This window comes from Vibrio penaeicida, assembly GCF_002933855.1.
Taxonomy (GTDB): Bacteria; Pseudomonadota; Gammaproteobacteria; order Enterobacterales; family Vibrionaceae; genus Vibrio; species Vibrio penaeicida_A.
This window is the reverse complement of sequence record NZ_BFAQ01000029.1, coordinates 99,940-126,585: the sequence shown is the minus strand read 5'-3', so window position 1 is coordinate 126,585 and position 26,646 is coordinate 99,940. Positions and strand designations below refer to the sequence as shown.

21 protein-coding genes and 1 riboswitch are annotated in these 26,646 nt (G+C 43.0%); of the genes, 12 read left to right on the top strand and 9 right to left on the bottom strand.

Annotated elements, in window-relative coordinates; genetic code table 11:
* Nucleotides 1-18 precede the first annotated feature (18 nt).
* Together VPNCDNU1_RS17490 and VPNCDNU1_RS17485 are read left to right on the top strand one after the other, a co-directional pair.
* Nucleotides 19-525: a magnesium transporter gene (locus VPNCDNU1_RS17490; RefSeq protein WP_104401504.1), complete on the top strand. Its 507-nt coding sequence runs from the start codon at nt 19-21 to the stop codon at nt 523-525.
* A gap of 2 nt (nt 526-527) precedes the next feature.
* A complete protein-coding gene (locus VPNCDNU1_RS17485; protein ID WP_104401503.1) occupies nt 528-1,559 on the top strand; it encodes an HlyD family secretion protein in 1,032 nt (343 codons plus the stop codon).
* A gap of 46 nt (nt 1,560-1,605) precedes the next feature.
* On the opposite strand, the gene VPNCDNU1_RS17480 is transcribed toward VPNCDNU1_RS17485, so the two are convergent.
* A complete protein-coding gene (locus VPNCDNU1_RS17480) occupies nt 1,606-2,418 on the bottom strand; it encodes a LysR family transcriptional regulator (protein WP_104401522.1) in 813 nt (270 codons plus the stop codon).
* Between the two features lie 15 nt (nt 2,419-2,433).
* Nucleotides 2,434-3,360, bottom strand: a complete 927-nt coding sequence (locus tag VPNCDNU1_RS17475; protein ID WP_104401502.1) for a LysR substrate-binding domain-containing protein — start codon at nt 3,358-3,360, stop codon at nt 2,434-2,436.
* Nucleotides 3,361-3,518: 158 nt separating this feature from the next.
* Here VPNCDNU1_RS17475 and chrA point away from each other — a divergent pair, with 158 nt between their 5' ends.
* Nucleotides 3,519-4,673 (top strand): chromate efflux transporter, encoded by a 1,155-nt coding sequence (chrA, locus tag VPNCDNU1_RS17470; RefSeq protein WP_104401501.1) that lies wholly within the window; start codon nt 3,519-3,521, stop codon nt 4,671-4,673.
* Between the two features lie 221 nt (nt 4,674-4,894).
* Nucleotides 4,895-6,049 (top strand): HD domain-containing phosphohydrolase, encoded by a 1,155-nt coding sequence (locus VPNCDNU1_RS17465; protein WP_104401500.1) that lies wholly within the window; start codon nt 4,895-4,897, stop codon nt 6,047-6,049.
* Nucleotides 6,050-6,058: 9 nt separating this feature from the next.
* Here the strand turns inward: VPNCDNU1_RS17465 and VPNCDNU1_RS17460 are convergent, their stop codons facing one another.
* Both VPNCDNU1_RS17460 and VPNCDNU1_RS17455 read right to left on the bottom strand, forming a co-directional pair.
* Nucleotides 6,059-6,643 (bottom strand): hypothetical protein, encoded by a 585-nt coding sequence (locus VPNCDNU1_RS17460; protein WP_104401499.1) that lies wholly within the window; start codon nt 6,641-6,643, stop codon nt 6,059-6,061.
* Nucleotides 6,644-6,792: 149 nt separating this feature from the next.
* The gene (locus tag VPNCDNU1_RS17455) at nt 6,793-6,999 is read right to left on the bottom strand and encodes a Flp family type IVb pilin (protein WP_104401498.1); all 207 of its coding nucleotides are present in this window, start codon (nt 6,997-6,999) and stop codon (nt 6,793-6,795) included.
* A 383-nt stretch (nt 7,000-7,382) separates the two neighbouring features.
* Here VPNCDNU1_RS17455 and VPNCDNU1_RS17450 point away from each other — a divergent pair, with 383 nt between their 5' ends.
* Nucleotides 7,383-9,074, top strand: a complete 1,692-nt coding sequence (locus VPNCDNU1_RS17450; protein ID WP_104401497.1) for an AMP-binding protein — start codon at nt 7,383-7,385, stop codon at nt 9,072-9,074.
* A gap of 153 nt (nt 9,075-9,227) precedes the next feature.
* On the opposite strand, the gene VPNCDNU1_RS17445 is transcribed toward VPNCDNU1_RS17450, so the two are convergent.
* The gene (locus VPNCDNU1_RS17445; protein WP_104401496.1) at nt 9,228-9,419 is read right to left on the bottom strand and encodes a hypothetical protein; all 192 of its coding nucleotides are present in this window, start codon (nt 9,417-9,419) and stop codon (nt 9,228-9,230) included.
* Between the two features lie 111 nt (nt 9,420-9,530).
* Between VPNCDNU1_RS17445 and VPNCDNU1_RS17440 the strand changes: the two genes are divergently transcribed.
* A complete protein-coding gene (locus VPNCDNU1_RS17440; protein WP_104401495.1) occupies nt 9,531-10,457 on the top strand; it encodes a LysR substrate-binding domain-containing protein in 927 nt (308 codons plus the stop codon).
* Nucleotides 10,458-10,606: 149 nt separating this feature from the next.
* Here VPNCDNU1_RS17440 and VPNCDNU1_RS17435 read toward each other — a convergent pair whose 3' ends face one another.
* Nucleotides 10,607-10,816, bottom strand: coding sequence for a DUF1127 domain-containing protein (locus VPNCDNU1_RS17435; protein WP_371410800.1), 210 nt, complete (start codon nt 10,814-10,816; stop codon nt 10,607-10,609).
* A gap of 97 nt (nt 10,817-10,913) precedes the next feature.
* Between VPNCDNU1_RS17435 and VPNCDNU1_RS17430 the strand changes: the two genes are divergently transcribed.
* Both VPNCDNU1_RS17430 and VPNCDNU1_RS17425 read left to right on the top strand, forming a co-directional pair.
* Entirely contained in the window at nt 10,914-11,876 is a 963-nt protein-coding gene (locus VPNCDNU1_RS17430) for a LysR substrate-binding domain-containing protein (protein ID WP_104401493.1), read from the top strand.
* Between the two features lie 95 nt (nt 11,877-11,971).
* Nucleotides 11,972-12,511 carry a dihydrofolate reductase family protein gene (locus VPNCDNU1_RS17425; RefSeq protein ID WP_104401492.1) on the top strand — a complete coding sequence of 180 codons (540 nt, stop codon included), beginning with the start codon at nt 11,972-11,974 and terminating at the stop codon, nt 12,509-12,511.
* A gap of 110 nt (nt 12,512-12,621) precedes the next feature.
* On the opposite strand, the gene fusA is transcribed toward VPNCDNU1_RS17425, so the two are convergent.
* A complete protein-coding gene (gene fusA, locus VPNCDNU1_RS17420) occupies nt 12,622-14,709 on the bottom strand; it encodes an elongation factor G (protein ID WP_104401491.1) in 2,088 nt (695 codons plus the stop codon).
* Nucleotides 14,710-15,075: 366 nt separating this feature from the next.
* Complete coding sequence (locus VPNCDNU1_RS17415; protein WP_104401490.1) at nt 15,076-15,957, bottom strand: HAD family hydrolase; 882 nt, start codon at nt 15,955-15,957, stop codon at nt 15,076-15,078.
* 538 nt (nt 15,958-16,495) lie between these two features.
* Between VPNCDNU1_RS17415 and VPNCDNU1_RS17410 the strand changes: the two genes are divergently transcribed.
* The 3 genes from VPNCDNU1_RS17410 to VPNCDNU1_RS17400 all read left to right on the top strand — a co-directional run bounded on the left by VPNCDNU1_RS17410 (nt 16,496) and on the right by VPNCDNU1_RS17400 (nt 22,645).
* Nucleotides 16,496-17,998, top strand: coding sequence for a hypothetical protein (locus tag VPNCDNU1_RS17410; RefSeq protein ID WP_174715153.1), 1,503 nt, complete (start codon nt 16,496-16,498; stop codon nt 17,996-17,998).
* Nucleotides 17,999-18,194: 196 nt separating this feature from the next.
* Nucleotides 18,195-18,295: riboswitch (cyclic di-GMP riboswitch) on the top strand.
* A 39-nt stretch (nt 18,296-18,334) separates the two neighbouring features.
* A complete protein-coding gene (locus VPNCDNU1_RS17405) occupies nt 18,335-19,852 on the top strand; it encodes a hypothetical protein (protein WP_104401489.1) in 1,518 nt (505 codons plus the stop codon).
* Between the two features lie 468 nt (nt 19,853-20,320).
* The gene (locus VPNCDNU1_RS17400) at nt 20,321-22,645 is read left to right on the top strand and encodes an Ig-like domain-containing protein (protein ID WP_104401488.1); all 2,325 of its coding nucleotides are present in this window, start codon (nt 20,321-20,323) and stop codon (nt 22,643-22,645) included.
* Nucleotides 22,646-22,763: 118 nt separating this feature from the next.
* Here the strand turns inward: VPNCDNU1_RS17400 and radA are convergent, their stop codons facing one another.
* The gene (gene radA, locus VPNCDNU1_RS17395; RefSeq protein ID WP_104401487.1) at nt 22,764-24,143 is read right to left on the bottom strand and encodes a DNA repair protein RadA; all 1,380 of its coding nucleotides are present in this window, start codon (nt 24,141-24,143) and stop codon (nt 22,764-22,766) included.
* Between the two features lie 138 nt (nt 24,144-24,281).
* Here radA and VPNCDNU1_RS17390 point away from each other — a divergent pair, with 138 nt between their 5' ends.
* Nucleotides 24,282-26,624, top strand: coding sequence for a PilZ domain-containing protein (locus VPNCDNU1_RS17390; protein ID WP_104401486.1), 2,343 nt, complete (start codon nt 24,282-24,284; stop codon nt 26,622-26,624).
* The last annotated feature ends 22 nt before the right edge of the window (nt 26,625-26,646 follow it).

Sequence of the window (26,646 nt, the reverse complement as noted above, 5' to 3'; positions counted from 1 at the left end):
AACAACAGGTCAATAACAATGTCTCGATATCACTCGAACCCGAGGCAAGGAACGCCACCAAACTCTTTTTCATGGAAAGCAATAAAAACCGCGCTAGTAACACTCATAAAGGCCGCAATCGGTATAGGCACTTTGTATTTCGTGTCTCTGGCATTTTCGAAATTAAGTACGATTCATGGTACCGAACTGCCAGAGACGTACTTTGTTGATGGTTACCCCAGTATATTGGCGTTACTCAATTCAGAGTTCTTTATGGGGGTCATTTTCTGCGTCACCATTAGTGTGATTGTGTACGTGCTGTATTTGTTATGGCAGTTACATGAAGTCGCGGTTCATAAAGCACAAAAAATGTCTTCCGCTCATACGCAAATCGTTTTTGCGCTTTCTCTGTGTGGGTTGTTTATTGATAAAGCATGGTGGGTACTCGCTATCATTATTGCCTTTACTCGTTGGGATATTGTTTCAGACTCGCTCTCCAACATCATTCGTAAAGGTCTTCACATCACCAAAAGCATTAAGGAGTAATCATGAAAGAAATTATGCTCCCTTACATTCTGATCTGTTGGATTTTAGTCAGACTAAATATGGTGGCTTGGACGCTTAAAAATGCGGTTGTAATGGTAGGGCTAGGCGCTTTTATCGCCTTTATGTTGTTTACCGCGCATCGCTTTTGGTCCCCTGCAGACCTTACCGACAGTACAACAGTAAAAGCCCCTCATGCTGTACTCAGCCCTCTCATTGGTCAGGAGGTGGAACAAGTACTGGTCAGCCACAACCAACAAGTCCGTGAAGGCGATTTGATTTATGTATTGAAGTCGGAAGATACCGATTCTCAGATAAAAGGGCTACAGGCACAAAAATTGGCAGCAGAAGCGGAAATTGTTGCCTTACAACATCAGATCGCCAACGATGAGAAAACATTACGTCGATTAGAAAAGCTGGACGATTTTGCCCAAGAATCACACAGAGACGATACCAAAACACGAATCGATACTAACAACGCAAAAGTAGCGGCAGTGTTTGCTCAAATCAAATCTATTGAAGCGCAGATCGCGACAGCCGAATGGCAAAATGATCGCCGAGAAGTTCGCGCACCTTTTGATGGACAGGTGTCGATTGCTAACCTTGCTGAAGGCACCCGTGTCGGCAATATGCATTTATACAACACGTCGAAAAAGTTTGTGGAAATGCGCATTGCGGATCAAACCTATCGCAATATTAAGGCTGGTCAATTCGCCGAATTTTATGTGGATGCGTACCCCGGTGAAATATTCCGAGGACGTGTTCACAGTGTTACGGCGGGAACAGGGGAAGCGAGAGTATCGGTAGTGAATGGTACTCAGCACGTACGCCAACACGTCAATAACAATGCGGGGACACATGGGCGTACTGTCATCATCGAATTTGAAGAACCTCAGGGCTACAATGTACCCATTGGCGCAACTGGTTCTGGTTGGATATCAGCGACCAAACCGCATGAAACGCTAGGCTTTATGGACATCATTGGGGCTGCGACGGTGAGGTTAAAAGCATACAAAGCGTACTTCTCTGCGATGTAAATGCCGATTGAAATACCGAAAGCGCAGCCACTTACGTATGGTTGCGCTATGTCTCCATCCAGCTTTTGGTTTTCTGTTCTAAGACATGTTCCACCAGCGCCATTAACCATTGAATTTTCGGGCTATTACGCTGAGAAGCTTTAACGATAATGGCCACATCCAGCTCAATTGGCGTGACATTTCGCTGCCCAGAAAAAGGGGCGTAGCGAATGGTGTAGCAATCTTCCATTAACCGATTCATCAATTCATAGTTATCAATCTGAATCGTTGGCTCTATTGATGGGTCTATCGAGTGAAAATGGTGAGTATATTCATTGATGCCCGAGACCAAAAACTTCACATATTCCCCGTTAAGATTACCATCAATAAACCCTGCACCTTTGTGCAATTTTCTCTGATAAAAATGCTGCGATTTGTCACTAAGAATATGAACCCCTAAGTCAACATCTTCTTCTAGAATAAGAAGCTCGCTAGTTTGCTGCCAAGTTCTTAATTCGATGACGGCTTGGGTTTCTTCCCTAATCGCTTTGATCAGTTCAGTGCCACACGCTACAAGGTAAGGCTCAACCAAGTGCAACGAGACTTTTTCCAATTTACTCGGATCAAACACTTCAGGGTGAAGCGCTTGCTGAACTTGTTCTAACGCCAATTTAAGTTTGGGTTCGACTTCGCACGCATAAGATGTAGGAGTCAGCCCATCACTGCCACGGACAAACAACGGATCACCCAATTCATCTCTTAGTTGTGCCAACACTTTAGACACGTAAGATTGCGAGCGACCGATCTTTAGCGCAGCACGTTGTGTGGAATGAGTCTGCATTAAAGCTAAAAAGACAGGAATGGAGTTTAAATCGCTAATCAAGTGAATTACCTCTTAAGCCTTATTTTGTGCGGTGATTTTTTCTATTACTCGCTCTCGTAACCACATATTTTTGGCTCGCGCGTGCTGCTTAGATGGCCAAATCAACGAGATGGGAAAATTGCTCACATTGATGGGCGGTTTTGTCATCATCAGTTGGTCATCAAACCCTTCAATTTCTGCCATTCGTTTCGGAACAATAGCAAGCAGTTTGCGCCGGCGAAGCAGTTGCCGAATAGCCAAAAAGTTTCCAGCACTCACTCTGACTTGCCGTGATTCACCCATTTGCGCTAAATGATGATCAATTCCAGTCGTTAGATCGCCACTTGGGCTAACTAACGCATGATCTACCGATAAGTATTGTTCCAAAGATAACTGCTTTACCTTGCCAAACACAGCGGAATCGAACAAACAAACGTGTTCTTCATCGTATAAGTGTTCACTTTGGAATCGTGCATCAAGATCTGGAAAACTGCCAATCACCACATCCAATTTTTGCTCTTCGACCAGTCGGACATAATTACTTCTATTCACGTTAACAAAGCTAATTTGGCAGTGAGGTGCGTGCTGGGAGATATCATCAAATAGAATAGGTGAAAAAATAAACTCGGCGTAGTCCGTTAAACCGATTCTGCATACGCCTTGATATTCATTGGGTAAAAAGATTTTGGAAGACAGCAATTCTCCAGTGACTTTATCTAATATGCTCTCGACGGTAGAGGCTAGTGAGATAGCACGCTCAGTCGGCAACATGGTATGTCCGCGTCTTTCAAATAACGGGTCATCCAACAGCACCCGCAACCTAGCCAAGCTGTGGCTCATCGCCGATTGACTCACATGCAACTGTTTGGCAGCAGCACTCACACTCTGAGTTTCAAACAAGGCAGAAAATGCCACCAAAAGATTTAAATCGATGCTTTTCCAATTAATGTCGAGACGCATACCTCACTCCCTACCCCACTATTACTTTCAACCAAAACCAAACTAAAACCCAAACCCATTTCATTCATATTCTATATTAAAACTATCAATTTGAATCATTTATGTCGTGCCAGTAATCTTTCTACCAATAACCACTGTATTTAAATTGGACTTGGTAGATGTTCTCGATTTTTAAAACCTTTTTCCTGCTTGGTTGGGTAAGCTTTGGTGGCCCAGCAGCGCATATTGGCTACTTTCGAAGTACCTTTGTTGAAAAGCTCAAATGGCTCAGTGAAGAAGAATACGCACAGATTGTTGCACTCAGCCAATTCTTACCTGGCCCAGGCTCTAGCCAAGTGGGCTTTGCAATAGGTTATCGCAAAGGGGGGATTACGGGTGCAACGGCGGCTTTTTTAGGCTTTACATTACCGTCCATTATTCTGATGTTAAGTCTGGCTATTCTCAGTAGCCAACTCACGGATTCCAGTATTTTCCAGAATGTCATTCACGGACTGAAATTGCTCGCCGTTGTTGTAGTTGCCGATGCGACGATCGGCATGTATAGGAATTTCTGCCAGCATAAAGTGACAATTGCCTTGTGTGTTGCAACTGCTATGGCACTTCTTCTGTTCCCTAATCTGTATACCCAGATGACGGTTTTAGTGATTGCCGCTCTTGTTGGTCAAGCCTTTTTAAAAGGGCAACCGAAAGAAAAGAATGTCACCCAGCCAATACAAATCAATTGGATGCCTCTGATTGCGTTTACTGTTCTCTTAATTGGTTTACCTTTCGTGGGTAACTTAATGAAAGAAGTACAACTGTTCAGTGACTTTTTTCAAGCAGGCAGCTTGGTATTTGGTGGCGGTCATGTGGTTCTGCCTCTGTTGCAAAATATTGTCGGTGAACAGATCAGCCAAGACGCATTTCTTACCGGTTATGCTGCGGCTCAAGCCGTACCGGGTCCTATGTTTACTTTTGCCACTTACATCGGCTACGAACTATTGCCCACCTCACCTGTTGCTGGTGCTTTGCTAGCGACCATAGCCGTCTTTCTACCAGGTTTTTTACTGTTATTAGCGGTATTGGATAATTGGCAAGAGTTGGCAAGTAAACCCAAATTAGCGGGTGCTGTCGCAGGTGTAAACGCATCGGTCGTTGGTCTTTTATTGGCGGCTCTCTACCAGCCTGTTTTTACCAGTGGTGTATTGACGGGGGCAGACATGGCTGTGGTATTAGCCGGATTTTATTTGTTGAAACAACGTAAACTTCCCATCGTTGCTCTTGTGGCATTTTTCATTGCTGCAGGCTTATTGTTTGGTCAATTAATGGCTTAAGGATTGGTTAATTAATAGCTTAAAGCTTGTTCAAATAAAGATAAAACCGAGCCTTACACGCTCGGTTTTTTTACTTTCTTGAATAGCTAATATATTGAGCGATATTTCTGCAAAAGATCGTTTCCTTGACTAGACTTGATCGTTAGATATTCACTTATCTTAAGTGCACATTTATTTATAAAAATTCGCACTCAAGGCTTTAGACATAGAGGATCGCGGTTATGTTTATTCGGCAGCGTCAGTCGTTTCATTCTTTTCCAAGTCAAATGGCATCATTAAACCAACATCTTGAGCACGTTCACCATCAAATCAAAGATAAAGTGCCTCAAGTGGATCGGATCTCATTCACACTATACGATGCGCACTTGGATCTTCTTCGTACCTACGCTGAAAGTGATACGGATGGAAATACATTAAGCCACCATGAATACCCTTTTTCAGAGTGTCGATCCCTTCAAGAATGTGCCAATAAAAATCTTTACCGCGTCATCAATGATATTGCAACAACGGTCAATTCCAATCGACACCACTCGCGATGGTTGATTGAACAAGGCTACCTTTCTTCATTTACCGTTCCGACATACCATCACAACCAATTCATCGGGTTTATTAACTTCAATTCACACCAAAGCCATGTGTTTAGCCCACAAGTTCAAAACGAACTGATGCCTTTTTGTGAACAAATCAACTTCACCATAAACTCGGAATACTCATTGGTGCATTCCATTTTGACTTCCGCCGAATTGACTAGAGACATATACCCTGGTGCGCAAAGCGATTCTGATGAGCACATTTTGCGAGTAAGCCTTTACGCCAAATTGATTGCATTAGAAGTGTCAGACTTATATGAGCTGGATGATGAAACCATTGAACATATTCATTTATTTTCTCGCTTGCATGATATTGGCAAAATTGCTTTGCCTGATACCTTGTTGCTCAAGCCAATTCCGCTCAACGCACAAGAAAGAAAAGTCATGGAAAGCCACATTGATAAAGGCTTAATCATAATCAACAAGATCCTCCATAATTTGGGCTCACCTGATCACCCTTGCATCCATGTACTGAAAGATATTATGACTTATCACCATGAGTTTCTGGACGGTAGTGGTTACCCTAACGGAGCGAGTCATAGCGATATTCCTGTTTCAGCAAGAATTGTCGCGGTAGCGAATATATTCGATGCTTTAACGAGCCACCGTCCTTATGCTCAAGCTTGGTGTGTAACGTCGGCACTTCTCGAATTAGAGAAAATGGTAGCGGACGGAAAGCTGGATGGTAATTGCGTCAATGTGCTTCGTGATCATCAAGGCTATATTACCCAAGTTCTTGAGCAACACCCAGAGCATGACCCACGTGAAGGTGTGACTCATCACTGAGCCCTTGCCTTAATGTCTTTCCGGCAAGTTTAAGGTATTAGGATTAATCTCGTGCAGAGCAAGATACGCTTCGATTTCATCGGATAACCTTATCGACAACGACAGATGATTGCCGCTTTGGTCGGCTCGTTTTTCAAGTTGCAAAGAGGAATGGTTTTGCGTGACGGACTTGGCGATATAATCCAATACCCACATCGATTCTTTAGTCAGCTCATCTTTCTTAAAAGTAAACGTTACATACGCCAATAAGTCGGGCTCTCTCGCTACAGAAAACTCACCACGAGACACCAAATACTCTGCACAGCTTTTATCAACACCTAAGTTTTGAATATCCGCAATAAGCCACTGATTTATTGGCTTTGCTTTAGTATCAAAATGGGGTTGTACGTGAATGAAAGACGAATCCAGATTTTGATTTACATACTTGCCCTTTTTTCCATTTCCTAATCCAATAGTTTGATGATATTCAAGAACCGGAGCATCACAATGAATAACGAGGCCGTTTGACCAACGATCTAAATGCGAAGCAATACTAAAGGCTGAAAACCAAAAAAAGAGAGGAGTAAAAAGGAGAAAATTATTTTTTGAGCGCATTAAACTTACTGAATTTCGCCTTTATTTATCAATGAACGGTGCTATGAAGAATCTATTCACGTTAGTGAACAAAGCAATAATGCAGTGACTTAAAATCACAGGCTAAACGCCAATGATCTAATGAGCTAACCAACCAATAACCACAAAATTTATTCCGAGTAAGACGAAGCCCCACCTTCAGAAATAGAAATGATCGCTTCCGAAAGGAATACCTGTAAATCATTATCAAATATCGCGATCACGATTGCCGATAATGCCACACCAATAATCGCGTATTCGATTGCAGTAACGCCGGATTGGTTTTTGATCACCTTGCCTGTACAGATCCTGATGAGATGTATAATTGCTGAACCCATAATTCACTCCAATTATCTGCCAGAGAACTGTCTCTCATCTATAAGGCTAGTTGGATATAGTTAGATCTTCAAACAAAGATAAGCTCAATATAAAAACAAAAAAGCGGTTAGAAATAATGCAATGATTAGGAAAAGAAAGTTTGGTTATAAAATCATGATCTCGGTCCTCACATCTACTTTTCTTCGGAAATTCTTAACACAATTCGCTCATCTATCTTTCGGTATTCAATTTATCCAATCCTTCCTGAAATCATCAAGTGAGTAAACGATCTCAAGACATCGCAAAATTTGAAAACCACGGTTGACCGAGGCTATACTTAACGACTAGTTTAACATCATGATAACAATTACAATTCATTATAAAAAAGACATGGAGTCACCTGATGGTTCAGCCTCAAACGACACATAACGCGAAATGCTCTCTCACACCCCCAAATGAACTGATCTTGAAATGGGCTCAGGAACGCCCAAATGAAGTTTACCTCAAACAGATCATTAACCGACAATTTGTAGAATTTACTTATGCTGATGTTGCCGACAAAGCACTTAAGCTGGTTTCCGCATTACAATCTTTGGGTTTGGAACCCGGAGATAAAATAGCGCTAATCTCTAAAAACTGTGCGGAATGGTTTATCACCGATCTTGCCTTGATGCTGGGAGACTACATAAGTGTTCCTATATTCCCAACCGCTGGTAGTGACACGATTGAGCACTGTATAACGCACAGCGGCAGTAAGGCGCTTATTGCAGGTAAGTTGGATGACTCTACTGCGACAACCGAAGTTATGAATAAGTTAAGCGACTTGACCAGCATTTCGCTTCCTTACGACTCTGCACCAGCTTGCCAACATGAGTTCACAACACTGATAGAGGACCAAGCTCCCAGTGAACTAAGACCGGAACATTACGACGACAAATTGATGTCTATCGTATACACCTCTGGTACGTCGGGGTTACCAAAAGGCGCAATGTTAACCTACGGCGCATTCAATTGGTCCAGTCAGAAATTAATTGAGCACTTAGGTGTGGATAGTGATGGCAACGATCGATTGATGTCCTACCTTCCTCTCGCTCATATAACGGAACGCGTCTATATTTTCGGTACGTCGATTCGCGAAGGCGTTATGACCGCATTTCCAGAGTCTTTGGATACCTTCATTGAAGATGTGAAGATGCAAAGACCGACACTATTTATTTCCGTTCCACGTTTGTGGACGGTCTTCCAACAGCGGATTCAAGAAAAGTTACCTCAGAAAAAACTGAATATTTTGCTGAAAATTCCATTCATTAACTCGCTCATCAAAAAGAAATTGGCAGATGGGCTAGGACTGAATGAAGCTCGTATATTGGGTTGTGGTTCGGCACCTGTTTCCCCTGCACTTTTGGAATGGTATCGCTCCGTTGGTTTGAACATTACCGAAGCTTGGGGCATGACCGAATCCTTTGCATACAGCACACTAAACTACCCATTTAAAGCCGATAAAATTGGGTCGGTGGGCAATGCAGGACCTGGCGTAGAACTCAAACTAGCAGAAGATGAAGAGATACTCGTGCGCAGCCAAGGTATGTTTGCAGGGTATTACAACAATGATGAAGCCACCAAAGAATCATTTAATGAAGACGGTTGGCTGCACACTGGCGATATTGGTTCTATTGATAGCGATGGTTACTTAACCATTCAAGGTAGAAAGAAAGACACCTTTAAAACAGCCAAAGGGAAGTTTGTCGCTCCAGTACCTATTGAGAAAAAATTGTTTGAGTACAGCAAAGTAGAAATGATGTGCTTGATAGGTTCTGGCTTGCCCGCACCGATCCTACTCGCGATACCACATGCCTACCCTAATTTCGATCCAGCTCGCTATGAAAAGCGTGCCGCTAGAGTCATCGAGCGCATTAATCAGACGCTAGAATCTCATGAACAGATTAAAGGTGTGCTCATGGTGAAAGAACCTTGGAGTATCGAGAACGGCATTCTCACTCCCACACTTAAAATTAAACGCCATATACTGGAAAAGAAATATCACGATGTCGGTGCAAACTGGCCAAAAGGCAAACTTATCGTTTGGGAAGAATAATCCTAGCTGGTTATCTTTTCATTCTTAAAGGGAGCCTTATGGTTCCCTTTCTCATTCCTATCCACTAGATACAGTAAGGTACTCACGTCACCATAAGGTCTCTTACAGTGTAAAAATTGCTTGTTTCCCAGGTATTTCATAAATAACTCCGGCTTATAAATAGCGTATGTAATCTTGATTGGAAGTGGAGCTTATTTGAACACCGACATCTTTTTGAAGATGCTTAGACATATCGGTAATCTCTGCATAATTCTCTTTCTCTTTTTTAGTACCAAAACTCCAAGAAAACTGATAGTTAGGTAATGAAATTTCAAAATCAAAACCCCAATTAAGCGCAATTCTCATAGTACCTCTCCTCATATACGACTTGTTAGTTCTTATCATTTGTCGTTATTATGAGATTCGGATAGGTAATAATCGAACGACGATTACTTACAAATAATATAAGTAGAAGTTATGGACTCAAGACTACGCCACTTATCAGGGCTCCGGTATTTTGAAACAGCAGCACGCTTAAGCAGCTATAGTAAAGCAGCAGAAGAACTATTCGTTAGCCAAGCGGCTGTAAGTCAGAAAATACGCCAGTTAGAAGAAGCATTGGGGTGTAAGCTGTTTATACGCCAAGGTCGAGAAATGGCGTTAACGGAAAAAGGAAAAACACTTTTCGGACAAGTTTCTCGTGGCTTTGAACATATTTTGAAAGGTTTGAATCAAATAACCAACGAACCCGTCGAAGGTGTATTGTCGGTGAGTGCCCCCCCATCATTTGCTTCTCGCTGGTTACTGCCTCGTCTGTGGAAATTTTCCATGCTACACCCAAATATTCCTATCAGAGTGATCACTTCTTGTGACGATTTGGATCTTCGTCACGGGAACATTGATGTGGCGGTTTGGCAAGGCGATGATATGGATAACTCTGAAGGCTTGATTAAAGAAATGTTGCTGGAAGAACAGATTTTTCCATACTGCTCTCCGGCTCTCGCGAATTCCATTAACTTCACTCATCCCAAACAGCTACTAGACTGCTGGTTAATACATTACGAATCGAAATGTTTCCCATGGGAAGATTGGTTTAAACTTGTCGATGTAAAAATGAAAAAATCGTTCATTCAATGGATGGAGGTAGGCACTTTTGATTTAGCCATGAACGCCGTTATAGCGGGTCATGGAGCTTGTTTAGCAACGGAATGTTTAGCATCTGACTATATTGAACGTGGATTGCTCGTTAAACCTTTTGATATCGGTATGACACCAGGTCTTAAATTTCATTTGTTTTCCGATCCTCACTCTCCACGCCGTGATCGAATAAAAGCCTTCTCAGATTGGATGCATTTTGAAGTCTCCGCTATTTCAGAGAACTTAGAGACCAGTCTCCAAGCTTAAAACATCGGTCTTCTTTCCGCTAAAAAGAAGTCGCCTTAAAAAAAGAAAAACTCAGCATGATAACCATGCTGAGTGCGCGACACATTAAACGTTTTGATAGCTCCTACGCCGACAACAAAACGGGATACAGGAAGGTCGCTAACTTGGAGTTAATCCCAAAACGGTCGTCGAGTTTCGTGATAGACCTGTTCTTTCGTCAAACCGAGATCGTCAAGCAAGTGAACGGGAATTTCCGTCATCTGCTTACGCGTGTGATAATTTCGATGCCATCGCTTAATCTCAGAGAAAATTTTCTTGATTAAGCCTGCCGGTTTTCTTGCCACTACTCGTGCTGAATAAATCGCTGATGCAGTCATCATTTCCTCCTTGATTAGTTTAAGCTTCAGGGTTAATAATTAATCAATTTAACTGCGTAGACAAACGATAGAAATTGACATTGAGTTAAGGAAAACTTAAGTGAAAGATAAAATGCCGCCGCTTCAAGGACTTTACTATTTTTATATTGCTGGGGAATCGGGAAGTTTTAAAGCAGCGGCTAACCGTTTATTTGTAACGGCAGCTGCAGTTAGCCAACAAATTCGACTACTGGAAGATTGGCTTGGAACCGAGTTATTTGTCCGTCAGCATAGGAAAGTTCATTTAACCCATGAAGGTGAAATGTTATTCAGACAAGCTCAAAAAGGCTTTGCGCATTTACAAGACGGAATTCGACAAATAAACCAAGATCCCGATCCAAATAGATTATCAATTTCAACGCTTCCATCTTTTGCTCAACATTGGCTGGTACCTAGAATTCGGCATTTTAGAGAAAGACATCCAGAAATCGCTTTACTTATTGAGCCCAAAAATGAATTAGTCACCTTTCAAGATTCCAGTGTCGATTTATGCATTCGCTATGGGACGGGAAATTACAAAAACGTCGAAAGTATTTGGCTAATGGATGAAGTGGTGTACCCAGTTTGCCACCCGCTCTATCAAAAAGAACACCAGATCAACACTATCGAAGATCTAAGTAAAGCTGACCTGATTGAAGATATGTGGCCAGATATGGACTGGAAATTATGGCAGCAATCGCTTGGTATAGAAGCAGGAAAATCCACTCTTCAGTACGATGGTTCCCATTTCGTTTTAGAAGGTGCGTTGTCGGTACAAGGCGTGGCGTTGGTTAAACACAGCCTCGCTTATCGTTATTTGCAAGAAGGAAAGTTGGTACGAATTGGCGATGTTGGCTTAAAACCCAAATTTAATTACTTTTTATGTGCTCCTTCAGGTTATTTTCGCCGCGATAAAATCCAAACATTTGCCACTTGGATTCAGCAACAAGTCCAAGAGTTTTGTTGTCTTGGTCGTGAAGGGTTAACGGTCATCGAAACGGACTACTCACTCAAATGGAATGGAAAAAATACAGTGCGCAAGTAAAGCTCGCTAGCCTCTAGTCATTCTAATGAATATTCTTTAGAGCCACACAGTAAAACATTCAGACACTTACTTCCCCTTTAAGAAGGAAATCACTAATGGCGAACATCGTTTTTATTGCGACCAGCCTCGATGGGTATATCGCAGACAAAGAAGGCAATCTAGATTGGCTTCATTCAGCTTCAATACCTGAGGGCAATGACATGGGCTTCTCAGCTCTGATGGAGCGTGTAGACGGTCTAATTATGGGAAGAAATACCCTAGATACCATTTTGAGCTTTGGCGTTGATTGGCCCTACGATAAACCCGTTTTTGTATTGAGCCACTCCATGACATCGGTCCCCCAAGGATACGAGGATAAAATCTTTCTTATCAACGGAGAGTTGAAAGCAGTAGTTCGCGACTTGAATGAGAAAGGGTTTATCGATTTGTATATTGATGGCGGGATCACCATACAAAATTTCTTAGCGGAGGATCTGATAGACGAATTGATTTTAACATCTATTCCTGTACTACTAGGTGGCGGTTCTCCTTTGTTTGGCAACCTAAGCGCGCCACTCAACTTTGAACTGGTTGACAGCCAAACGTTCAACGCTGCTATTACACAAAGTCATTACGTTCGAAAACTTAAAGCATAACCTATAAAACACATAGGCTAATCGCATCCAAAACTTAAAAAGCCCCTCATAAAACAAAAGCCCCGTCAGCAAGGCTGACGGGGCTTTAAAGTTACGTTAGAGGAAAAGAATTACTTCTTCTCTCTCTCTTCTTTAACTTTAGCAATTACTTCTTCAGCAACGTTCTGTGGACATGCTGAGTAGTGTGCGAACTCCATAGAGAACTGACCACGACCAGAAGTAATTGTACGTAGGTGACCAATGTAACCAAACATCTCAGATAGAGGTACATCAGCTTTAATACGTACGCCAGTAGTACCAGCTTGTTGGTCTTTGATCATACCACGACGACGGTTAAGGTCACCGATTACGTCACCAACGTTGTCTTCTGGAGTGAACACGTCAACGTTCATGATTGGCTCTAGAAGTTGAGCGCCCGCTTTAGGCATAGACTGACGGAATGCGCCTTTCGCTGCGATTTCAAATGCGATTGCAGATGAGTCAACTGCGTGGAAGCCACCGTCGAATAGCTCAACTTCAACGTCTAGAGTTGGGAATCCAGCAAGAACACCGTTTTCCATCATTGACGCGAAGCCTTTCTCTACTGCAGGCCAGAATTCTTTAGGTACGTTACCACCAACAACTGTTGAAGAGAACGTAAAGCCTGAGTTTGGCTCACCTGGTTTGATACGGTAGTCGATCTTACCGAACTGACCAGAACCACCAGACTGCTTCTTGTGTGTGTAGCTATCTTCAATCGCTTGAGTGATAGTCTCACGGTAAGCTACCTGAGGTTGACCAACGATTAGGTCTACGCCGTAAGTACGCTTAAGGATATCAACCTTAATGTCTAGGTGAAGTTCACCCATACCTTTAAGGATTGTTTCACCTGAATCTTCATCAGTCTCAACTTGGAATGATGGATCTTCTGCAACCATCTTACCAATAGCGATACCCATTTTCTCAGAACCGCCTTTGTCCTTAGGAGCAACAGCGATAGAGATTACTGGTTCTGGGAAGATCATTGGCTCAAGCGTACACTCGTGCTTAGGATCACATAGAGTGTGACCAGTTTGAACGTTCTTCATACCTACTACAGCGATGATGTCACCCGCTTGTGCAGAAGTCAGTTCGTTACGCTCATCTGCTTGCATCTCAACCATACGGCCAATACGCTCAGTTTTACCTGTAGCAGAGTTAAGGATTGTGTCACCCTTGTTAAGTACACCAGAGTAGATACGGATGAACGTAAGCGCACCGAAGCGGTCGTCCATGATCTTAAATGCTAGAGCACGTAGTGGCTCGTCAGCAGATACTGTTGCAACTTCACCCGTTGGTTCACCTGTTTCAGCGTCTGTTAGAGGCTGAGGATCAACTTCTGTTGGAGCTGGTAGGTAATCAACTACAGCGTCAAGAACGATTTGAACACCCTTGTTCTTAAATGCAGAACCACAGAATGTTGGGAAGAACGCTAGATCACGAGTACCTTTACGGATACAACGCTTGATGTCTTCGATAGAAGGCTCTTCACCTTCCATGTACGCTTCCATTAGGTCGTCGTCTTGCTCTACAGCCGTTTCGATTAGCTCTTCACGGTATTGTTCTACGTCGTCAACCATATCTGCTGGGATATCTTGGATTTCGTAGTTTTCTGGAAGACCAGAATCGTCCCATACGTAAGCTTTTTTGCTTAGTAGGTCAACAACACCAACGAACTCATCTTCGCGACCGATTGGTAGAACCATAACTAGTGGGTTAGCACCAAGTACGTTCTTCACCTGATCAACAACGTTGTAGAAATCTGCACCCATACGGTCCAGTTTGTTTACGAAGATAAGACGAGATACTTCTGATTCGTTCGCGTAACGCCAGTTAGTTTCTGACTGAGGCTCAACACCACCAGAACCACAGAATACACCGATACCGCCATCAAGTACTTTAAGAGAACGGTATACTTCAACTGTGAAGTCAACGTGTCCAGGAGTATCGATAACGTTTAGACGGTGATCGTTCCAGAAACAACTTACTGCAGCCGACTGAATTGTAATACCGCGCTCAGCTTCCTGTTCCATGAAGTCAGTTGTTGATTCACCATCGTGAACTTCACCAGTCTTGTGGATCTGACCAGTAAGCTTAAGGATACGTTCAGTCGTTGTGGTTTTACCCGCATCAACGTGCGCGAAAATACCAATGTTTCTGTATTTCGATAAATCTGCCATTGTCTTACTCTATTAATAGGATATAAAATGCGCGCAGAGTATATCACAATCTGTCAAGACTGATACCCTTGCGTGCATTTGTAGAAAAAAAACTTTTTAACATTATTTTGAAATAAAAAGTAGCTCTTGGAAGTAAAAAGTAGCCTTAAAAGTTTTTCAATTTGATGAATACGCGCTAACTCACCATGTCCCTTTATACTCAGTTACCTCGAAAAGGTTTGCCACTCGGCTACCTTGCCTTCTCATCAACAAGCTTTACTCTTCTTTCTTAGTTAAGAAATTCGACTTTGAACTCTGCATTTCGAGTTTGTACAACTATTCAAGTTTGTACAAGTATAAGTGGGGACACATTTTCAGATTCAAAGGTTAGACTTTTTTATGGCTACCTGTAAAGACACGATACCAATCATTCTTCATAGAAATACGTGTTAACTGGGTGTTATCTTGCGCAAGCCAATGTTCTATGGAATGGCTTAGCGGGTATTGGTATTCTCTTTCAGGATCATCATGGTCAACCACATAACATTGAGCAGATGGATTCTTCTTTAACGCCCACTCTAGTAATTCAAAGTCACCGTCCGAGTTCCCAACTACCAATACCGGAGCGATTTCACAACGCGACTCAACAGAACACACTTTCTCTTCATTTATATTAAGAGTGATCGGTTGGTCTCCACTTTTACCATACAGTTCAGATCCCAATACCCTATCAGCATGAATACCGAATACCGCTTCAATCCATGGGCGAACAAATGGTTCAGAGCTGCCAGTACAAACGTAACAAGTGAATTGCTGGGCATGAAGTGCATCTATCCACTCTTTCATGGGTAAATAAGCGAGCTCCAAATGAGAACAAGAGAAATCACGATGTTTCGCTCTATCCAGCCATTCACCACTCATCATTTCCAACTGTGTGTTCGAGTAATCAGGGTATGCAAGGTTAAAAGCATCGATTAAAACCATCCCAGAACCCGCAAGCTGTTTTTCAGCCAGCGCTACCGCATCTGAAACCTGATAGCGAACAGTTTCATCCAAATCTTCTTGCAATGCCGCTTTTAACTTATCAATAACAAAGAAGATTTCAGTAAAATACGGTTTCTCGCACCACATGGTGCCATCTAAATCAAACACGGCCACCCGTTTCTCTGCTGAAAGATATTCTGGAGATTGCGGGTCTATCCAATTATGCAGCGCTTGTTTCCAAGCAAAATAGACAGGGGTTTCGTTCCAATATGAAGATGAATTCAATGAAGGCTCCGTTTTTTAAGTCGCGCATTAAGATCAAGTTACTTCAAGAAGACGTTTTCAGCGAATAATTCTTCTTTTCTTAAATGGAAATCTCGGATGTCAATATAAAAATCAAGTCAATTTTTGACAGAGGATCACAATAAAAAGACAAAAATTCATTTTTTATAATTTTAGTTCAAACAAAGTATGTAATGCTTGAAAGGGTATCAATATTGATACCGCCTATTTTCCCACTAATATTTATCAAGCAAATTAGATAGATATATATGACGGTTTTATTACGTAGTTCATACCGCTTAGTAAAGTGCTAGAAATCCCTCTTTTCAGACTGACCATCCTCTCATCAATTAACACTTTTATCATGTAGGCGAAGTTGCCTATTTAGCTTATTTTTTGCCCAACACTTATTGGTAAACCTATAAACAATAGGTTGCTAATTTACCACTTTGAGCTTTGGGAGAGAGTTTTAAGTGGGTTATCTATAAAAGCGGTATTTCGATAAGCACCGCACTAACTATAAATACAAGGAATGGACGTTATGACTAAGCGATTGCTCTTAACTGCCTCTACTTTGGCTCTTGCGACAGTATCTACATTTGCTGTATCAGGGGAAACTTACACTCAGAACTTTAACGGTTTCGCTAACCAAACCGATCGAGGTTCTTGGGGCACGGTGGATTTCACACCCGGAACACCTGACCTAACCCCTTCTGACAAAGCATTATACGTGAATAACAGCGATGAACTTCAATTTGAAGTGCGTTGGACATGGAACACCATGCGCCGCATGTTGGGAAAACAAGCTTTCAATACGCTAAGAAAAGACATTGGTGTTCAAAAGCTTCGTCAGCTTATTGATAAACAATGTGAGGCTCGCGTTGAAGTGGGAACACAGCGTACCTACAACTATGGTGCGCCTTCTGTTGGTGGCTACGTTGCTGAAATGGATTCCGATATTTATCACTGTAACCGCAACAACCCAAAAATTACTGTAAACGGTGTTGTTTACCCTCTTTCCTATCCACAGAAATCTTCTACTGTGAATATGCGCACTTTTATTCCAACAACACCGGGCTCTAAATACTCACTAACCATCAAGTATCACAAACGTAACTACAATTTTAGACGTTTCGGGATCACAGAAGCACAAGCTTACCGCAACATGAATGTTTGGGTTCGTGGAGCGCTTGAAGAAGCATCACTACAAGGTGTTGGTGATATAGCCTTTACCGGTCAACGTGTACGTTTGCCAGCTAACCCTGCTATCTCTGATGCCAACCAAGAAGATGGATTCAACGTAGCGACTATTAGCTTTACAGCAAATCGATTCTACACACCAATTGCATTGGCAGACAGTGGCCACCCAGACTCGTATGGTCTATTGATCAATGAAATCCAAACCGAAGTCACCGAGGTTAATCCTTTTAAAGAAACGTGTGAACTGTTCTTCCCACCCAACAGTGGCGGTCTGAAAAAATGTCTCACTTCTGGCGGAGAGCAAACACCTGATATGTTGAGCTGTAATCTAGAAGTCGATGAGACTTTAGGCAACTTCAAAGTAAATAAAGCGGGATACCGAGCTGAAGCAGAACCTTGGCGTTACGATCCAAACAACCTTTTCCACGTGAAAAACTACTACAGCGTAGGTAAAGGTGGCATCTCAACCTTGAGATTAGCGAACAATGGCCAATATTCGGGCTGTCCAATCTATGGCAAGACACTAAGATTAGAAGAGTTCACTGGCAATAACTGGGATTACAATCGTTTCGCAGAACAAGGCTGGATTCAAGTACGACTAGCATGCTTAGACGAGAACAACATACGTGTTGCACGCTGGGAAACATTAGAAACTGAACGCCCAGACAACCTACTTATCACCAATAAGAAAGTTGATAAAGTGTTCAACGATGATGATTACCAGTCTTGTTTACTTCGAGCGATTCGCTTCGTAGACAGAACACATCTTATCCCAGAGGATCAACCTGGTTACTCCGCAATAAGCGATGGTTATGATATTCGTAATCTTCGTATCGAAAATTAGAAGTCTTAGGGTCTAGTACCTTAGGTTGAACTGCATGACTCAATCTCCTCCAACCCCGGAGTTATGCAGTTCCTTTTCTCTTCGGTGCTATTTCCCACAATCTAAATTAGCCATCTCTGATATAAGATATCAGTAGCATATATGAGAATGCGTGTTTTCCTGCATTTTTTTTGAATGAAGATCATGTATTCTACCGCAACTCTTAGGGCTAACTCATTGAGAGATGAGGGCGCAAAATGACAGTACCTAAACAACCTTATTTAGGGTGTTTGCTTTTAGGTAGGCTGCATTGCTGAGTGTTTTTACCGAGACGAAAACACAAAGGAATTTAGAGTAATGAAATTGAAACTTTTAGCTGCAGGCCTAGTAGCACTTGCAGCAACACAAGCACAGGCATTTGTACCCGCAAGTGTCATTGATAATAACAAACCAAAAGCTGAAGAGTACGTACAGGACTTTAATAGCTACAAGAATCAAGTTTGGGGATACTGGGCAACTGTTGACCTTTCACCTAACCAAACTCTCTCACCAAGTAACAAAGCAGCTTACACCACCAGCGGTCAAAACATTTTGTTTGAAACGCGTTGGACGTGGAACACTCTTAGAAAAATGTTGGGCTCAAATCAGTTTGATGAACTTCGCAACAGCATCGGTGTAGATGAAATTCGCCGTCTTGTTGATCAAGTTTGTGAGGCTCGCGCAGAAGTAGGTAAACATAAAACTTACAACTTCGGCAGCCCACTTCCTTGGTGGGATCAAAAGAAACAGTATCTAACAGAATTGGATTCAGATACTTACCACTGTCAGAAGCACAAGCCAGCTATCTATGTAAGCGGTAAGCGTTACGATTTGTCTTACCCTAAAAACAACGCTTCTACAGTAAACTTGCGTACGTTTATCCCAACAACACCGGGCTCTGAGTACGAAGTTGAAATTCGTTACACTAAACGTAACTATCACAACAGTGCCAACAATGCATACCGTGATGTAGCAGTATGGGTTCGTGGTGATATCGAATCTGCAAAACTGGACGGTGGTTCAAACGCGAGTTTTGATGGTCAGCGTGTAAGCTTACCAGCCTCACCTAGCGCAAGCCGCGACGGTCAGGGTTTCTATGTTGCACGTATTAAATTTACGGCAGACCGCTTCCACACCGCGATTGCTATTGCAGACAAAGGTCTTCCTGATTCATACGGTATCTTGGTAAACAAAGTACGTACTCATGTAACGAAAGTGAATCCAAACAAAGATACGTGTGAAGTGCTATTCCCAGCAGGTAGCCCAGAGTTGCTTAACTGTTTGAATGGTGGCGAGCCAGCACCTGAAGTTATCAGCTGTAACCTAGAGGTAGACTCTACACTGGGTAACGTAGTGGTAGACCAAGAAGGTTACCGTGCGACAAGTGAACCATGGCGTTATGACCCTCTAAGTATCCTGCACACTAAAAACTTCTACGGTGTAGGTAGAGAAGGCATCACTACGTTCAACATGGCTTCTAACGGTAAATACTCTGGTTGTCCTATCAAAGGTAAACGTCTAAGACTGGACGAGTACACTGCGAACAACTGGGACTACGAGCGTTGGGCTGAGCAAGGTTTAGTGAAAGTTAAACTCTCTTGTGTAGACAATGGTATCCGTGCAAGCCGTTGGGAAGTAGTTGAAACTGAACTAGAGAACAACTACCTAATCACGAACAAGAAGATCGACAAATTGTTCAACGACGCTAAGTACGACAACTGTCTGCTTACTGCGGTACGTTTTGTTGACCGTACGCACCTAATTCCAGAATCACAGTCTGGTTACGATGCGAACAGTGATGGTTTTGATGTACGTGCTATGCGTATCGAAAACTAATGCTCATCGGAAACTAAGGCGCATCGATACTTAAGATACATAGAAAACTAAGCGCATTTTAGTTTAATAAATCCAATGAATGCCACCGCTTGTCGGTGGCATTTTTTATTGGATCTTACCCAAGCGACGACGAAATTCTTATTAAGGAGATCCACTCTACGACTTTGAGACACAGTGCCTAAATGCAACTTTTCTGATTTTAGGTGCGCTAATCTAAAGCTGCTTTAAGGGCATGATAGCAGTGCGAATAAGCGAATAAGCGAATAAATTTTGTGTATACACATTTTCTAAAGGAGTCCAATTCACAAAACCTCCCCAACACTTAACTAATTGTTTTTTTTATTATTAAAATTAATTATCCCATGCTAAATCTTTAGAATTTGAGTCACCAACTACCCGCATAATCATGAACTCCCCCTATCTATGGCTTCGATACCGGTGATAGGAAACTCTGAACAGGACTAGATTATGGATATTTTTTCTATTGCACTAGGCTTACAAGTACTTCACAAAGATTACAAAGTAAATGATGTTCATATTGCTCCCGCACATCAAGGTGTAGAGGTGCAAGACCTTATTCACATGTCAAGCTTGGCAGGGAGCGATATACTTCGTATTCCCTTAGACCTGACATGGACCACACCAAACGGTGTTCCACAATGGGTATTAGACGGATTAGAAGTTTATCTATTGGAAGCGCAGACTCGGGGAATCAAGGTAATTTTACAGCCGGGCCAAACTCCGAGGGATCTGATTCGTGAAGGAGGAACAAATGCTGATGCCCCAACTGTAAACAACATCCCTGAGCTGGCAAACCGCTATGCCATCTATGTGAACGAAGTTTACGAAAACCTGCCACAGTACCGGAACACTATAGCTGGCTGGGAAGTCGGTAATGAACCCAATATGGGATTTCAGGCAGAAGACGGTGGGTATGTCGTTACAGATAGTAATACTCACAGATACTATGCTGTCTCACTAGCAAATGCAGCTCATTACGCCAATTACTTAGCTTATACAGCCAAAGCCATCGATGCACTACAACTTGGCTTTGATGTAAATGTAATAGGAGGAGGAATTGCCCACAATGATGTCCCTTATTTAAACACATACCTCAGCACACTTTCACAGAAGATCTCCGAATTAGGGACTAGTGTAGATGGTATTTCTATTCATCCCTATACAACTTACATCCGCACTTTTACCAGCCCAGAATCAGGTCGACCAACCGCATGGGTTGACGTTCCCGAGGCTGGTGCTCATATAGCTAGCTGGGATTATCACTATAGTTTTCAAGGTGCTCTGTATGATGTGCAACGCATCATGTTAGAAAACGGATTCGACCAGACCGACCTATGGATTACAGAGTTTGGAGTGCCTTCTTATCTTGGGTATAGAAATGCTGGCCCTGATGGAGAACTTGATCAAGCACGTTGGTTTGCAGAAGCATTTGGTGTACTCGATAGCTGGGGGAACGAAAACCTGAAAGGCGTTATTGCGCACCATGTGCTGGATAGCCACTCGTTTGAATACAATTCTCAGTTTAGCGCTTACGACAACAATAAGCCCAATGGCGATGTCAATCACGCAGAAAAATCATTTGGTCTGTTCCATAAAAAAAACGGTTCTTTCACTTCCAAACCAGCTGGGTGGTTGATGGACTACGTGTCCAACAATCGAACTTTCTACTACCACAACATTATCAGCGACGTGGATAAAAGTGTTTTAGATGCCTCCCACTGGGGAGCTAACAGCGGGATATTTAATGGTTTCGTTATGCTGACGCACGATGGAAACGACACCGTCACAGGCTCTAACTATGATGACAGTATTTTCGGAGGAAGTGGTAATGATGTGATTTCCGGATTAAACGGGAATGATCGTCTTTATGGAGGTTCCGGAGATGATGATATTCGTGGCGGAGGCGGTACGAATGATATATACGGAAATGATGGCAACGACGAAATTCGAACCAGCCATGGTAGGGTTGATGGCGGACGAGGTTTCGATACCTTAGTCTTGTCTGCTAACCCTTCAAGCTATTCAATTTCTGGTGACGCTGTTGAATTCCATATTTCTGGTTCAGGTCAGTCAATACGCGGTAGAGATGTTGAAAGAATCAGGTTTGCTGACAATTCTTTGGTGAACTTGTCGAACACCGATGTCGGTAGAGGGAATGGTTTCATTTCAGCTCCAAGTTCCATTGATGCTCAGGATGATCCCAATAGCAATGTAACGTATGGGCAAACCATTACCATTCGAGTATTAAACAACGATACAACCACAGAAGATACGCGAATCACGCAAATCAACGGAATTGATATGCAGCCCGGATGGGCAACATGGGTAAATGGTGCCGGATTGGTTTACTTTCTGCAAGACCAGACACTGGCATTGGAGGCTTACGGCGAGAATTACAGCTTCACTTACACGATAGCAGATGGAAATCAAACTGACGTTGCAACGGTCAGCGGTACTATTTACCCTGCCACAGCTCCAGATGCAGTCGATGACCCAAACAACAACGTTGCCTACGGTGCCAGAATCACTATTCCGGTACTCGATAACGACAGTGATCCAAACGGAGATCAGTTACAAATTACGCAAATTAACGGGATTGATATGCAGCCCGGTTGGCAAACCTGGGTAAATGATGCTGGATTGGTTTTCGTTCGCCACGATCATAAACTGGAACTTGAAGCGTACGGTGAAAATTACAGTTTCACCTATACTGTTTCTGATGGATCTGAAACCGATGTAGCGACAGTCAGCGGAACAATCAACTCGCAGTAATTCGGCAATCCCATTATTCAATTGATACAGTGAGCACGTAATTTAGTGATACGTGACAATAGTGAATACGTGATAGTAGTGAATTCGGGATTTCGTAGTTTGAAATCCCTTTCAAGCCTTACAACTCATCAAAGGCTTCAATCGCTTCCGATAGCTTCTTAACACCGTGGATTTGCATGCCTTTAATTCCACCTTTAGGCATATTGGCAGCGGGCACAACGGCTTTAGTGAATCCGTGCTTAAAAGCTTCCATCAAGCGCTCTTGTCCACTAGGTACAGGGCGGATTTCACCCGCTAACCCAACCTCACCAAACACCACGACATCTTTCGGTAATGGTCGGTCTCGAAAACTCGATAATAACGCCATCACTAACGCAAGGTCAGCACTGGTTTCAGTCACCTTAACGCCACCCACTACATTAACGAATACGTCTTGGTCGGCCATTTGCAAACCGCCGTGTTTGTGCAAAACCGCCAGCAATAAAGACAAGCGATTCTGCTCCAAGCCCACCGCCACTCGGCGCGGGTTAGCCAGCTGAGAATAATCCACCAGCGCTTGAATTTCGACTAACAGCGGGCGCGTTCCTTCCCACACTACCATGACCGAGCTGCCAGAGGTTTCCTCTTCGCCACGGGAAAGGAAAATGGCAGAAGGGTTACTGACTTCTTTTAGTCCTTGCCCTGTCATTGCAAACACACCCAATTCATTCACCGCACCAAAACGGTTTTTGTGGCTGCGCATAGTGCGAAAACGAGTGTCTGTACCACCATCCAACAAGACCGAGCAGTCAATAATGTGTTCCAACACTTTTGGCCCCGCCAACGTGCCATCTTTCGTCACATGGCCAACAATAAAAACGGCCACATTGTTCTGTTTGGCGTAGCGCGTTAGAGCAGTTGCGGACTCACGAACCTGCGCCACACTACCAGGTGACGATTGCACATCAGCAACATGCATCACCTGAATGGAGTCGATCACCATTATGCGGGGCTGTTCTTTTTCCGCAATTTGGCAAATTTTATCGACGTTGGTTTCAGACAACATACTGAGGCTGTCTTTAGGCAAGCCCAATCGCGATGCCCGCATTGCAACCTGTTGTAATGATTCTTCGCCAGTAACATAAAGCGAGGGCATTTGACTTGAGAGCAAACACATAGTTTGTAAGAGAAGTGTTGATTTTCCGGCTCCAGGGTTCCCACCAATCAGAATAGCTGCCCCTGGTACAATACCTCCGCCAAGCACTCTATCCAATTCTTTGAATCCACTAGAAAAACGAGGGACTTCTTGAAGATCTATTTCTGAAAGTTTTTGTACTTTAGATTCCGTACCAGAGCCAGCATATCCTGAAAGTCTTTCATTTCGGGCTACAGTGGGCGAAGCGGCAAGACGAATTTCAGATATGGTGTTCCACGCCCCACAAGCGTTGCACTGCCCTTGCCAGCGGGGAAAATCTGCACCACAATCATTACAAACATATGCACGTTTTGCTTTCGCCATAGAACTTGCCGTCCCTCAATTATTTACAATAAAAATTTAACATTGGGGTCATATCTCGGATCATAAGAGTATAATTATTTTAAAGATAACGATTACGTCGTCGATAACCCAATTAGGACAAGTACTTTAACAGAAATAATGGAACAAGCTGAAATACTCTCGCTCGTAGAGCGCCTCATACCCGTATACCGTTCGGATGACTTTGACCTTGTATTGTCACAAATGACAGAAGGGGAGCACCCGTCGGTCAAAATTTTGGTCAAAATGGAAATGAAGCGCGTGATGGCACCATGCACCAAGACCATAGATTTGAGAGGACGAGTACAAGGAGAGTGTCGCGAATACAAGCTAGAGGGGCTAACCCACTGGCTCGACGACGTAGCGATTAATGCCTATCACAAAAAAGTGAAGCGCTTTGGAGGTTATACCGAAGGCGTATGGGAAGCATTGGTCAACACTCGTAATAACTTTAGGGTGATGAGTAAAAATCGCCCAAACATGACCTACAGTATCACCGACCCAGACAGCCCATACGAAGCAGAAGCCATCCGGTTAGGCTACGATTTACGGCGTCAAGAAAACCGCTTACGCATGGCAAGTCAAGTTGATATCAAATTAAAGTCAGGCCAAGAGATCCACGGTGTCAGTGTTGATTTATCGAGTTCAGGTGCAAAATTCAAAGTACCAAGTGCGTTCGACTACAAACTCGGTGAAGTCATAGAAGCACGTTTCGTACAGCTTGCGAAAGAAACCAATAACCCCGAATTAGAAGAAGCACTGGAATATCGAATTCTTGGTGTAGACAATTGCTTTGAAAATAACAGCGTGAAATGGCTTCGTTTGATGAAACTCACCGAAACCGATGCGATTTCTCATGCTATAGAGCTGATGCTAAAAAACAGCTCGAAAAGAGCCAAACACGACAACCAAGACCACATTCTTCGAGCGCGTTCCCGAGGCTACGAACACAGCTACCTCAAACACACCAGTAACTTGCCACTATTTTTCTCAGGCACAGAACTCCGATATTCACTGCTGACGGATGCCAACCAAGGGCTTTGGACTTACTGGCATGATGAGCGTAACCAACAAACGCTAGGCACCTTATTTAACCGTGAGCGAATGGCTCCCCTCACCCAGCCGGGAATGAAAACCAGCAGTAACTTTGTCTATTCGTTCACGCACGAGCATCAAGATAAGACCCTGTTCTACAGCATGATGCTACCTGAAGCTTCTCGTGAGCAAAGGCAGCTATTTTGGCATGTCGGGGCTAGACGTGACAGTTGGCGTGTATTCCGGCTGCATATGTTTGAGTTATCTAAAGATGAGATCTCACACTTATTAGAAGTCGCACCAGAAATGTCAGAAACCATTAAGACTCTGACACACACAGGTATTTTGCAAGAAGTGAGCGACGCGCAAACCAGCCACGACTATTTGTTGACAGAAAAGCCTAGCATACCAAGCTCAGAGCTCAATCGATTCCGCCATACTCGTCAGATAGTCGGGTCGCCGCAAGGCATATACTTTGATTCAAGTTCTCGCCGCACTGAGCCAAGATTTATGTTTGATTCCCCTGTTGAAGCTCAATTGGAGAGCGCTGAGCCGTTAAAAGGGAAAACCATCGACTTTTCCAGTAGAGGGTTGAACATTAAACTGGCGACGCCTATGCAAGCCAAAGCTGGCGATGAAATCAATGTGAATTATATTGAGCTTCAACGCTACGACAGTGGTGTGCCCTTGTCAGAAGTGCCGTACAAGGTGATCAAACTCAGCCCTGATTGCAAAAATGTCCACCTATCGATCATTGAAAACGCTCAAAGCACACGCAGCCTAAATTTCTTAAAACGATTGATCAACCATAATCAGGGTAAGCTTGAAGAAGATAATGAACCCATTCCATCTTCAGAACTGCTGAGCACCATGCACCATTTACTATTGGGAAGAATGGTGTCTGTTCCCTTCTACATTGAAAAGAAAGACCGGATATTGCAACCAAGAGCCATTGGTGTGAATTTCCCAATGGATGGTCTCACTAAAATTTTCCAGTCTTTAGGACACGGTGGCAAACTCTCACTCGAACCTATTTTTAAGAACCGAACAAATACGTTGTTGGCCACGCCCATGCGCCCTATTGAGGGAGCAGAGCCAGCATTTCATGAGTTGTATATCGCCGTCACTCAAAATGGCAAACAGATTGAAGAAATCCACACTCGCTTAATCAGTGATTTTGAATCGATAAAAGAGCGCATGCGATTTGTAAAGAAAGCTAAATCAATTGGTCAGTTTTATGTGATTCGTATTTCTGGTATGCCCATTTTCGACTCATTAACCAACCTGCTCAATGAAGAGTTGAGCAGCTTGGCCAAAGCGACTATTCACCATGCTAGAGCGTTAGAGAAGGAATTTACCAGCCTTGTTGGGTACGGTGAATTCAGTGATATTACGGAAGAGGTTCTGATAAGGCTGGAATTGACCTGATTTCGTTTTACGGGAAAATTAG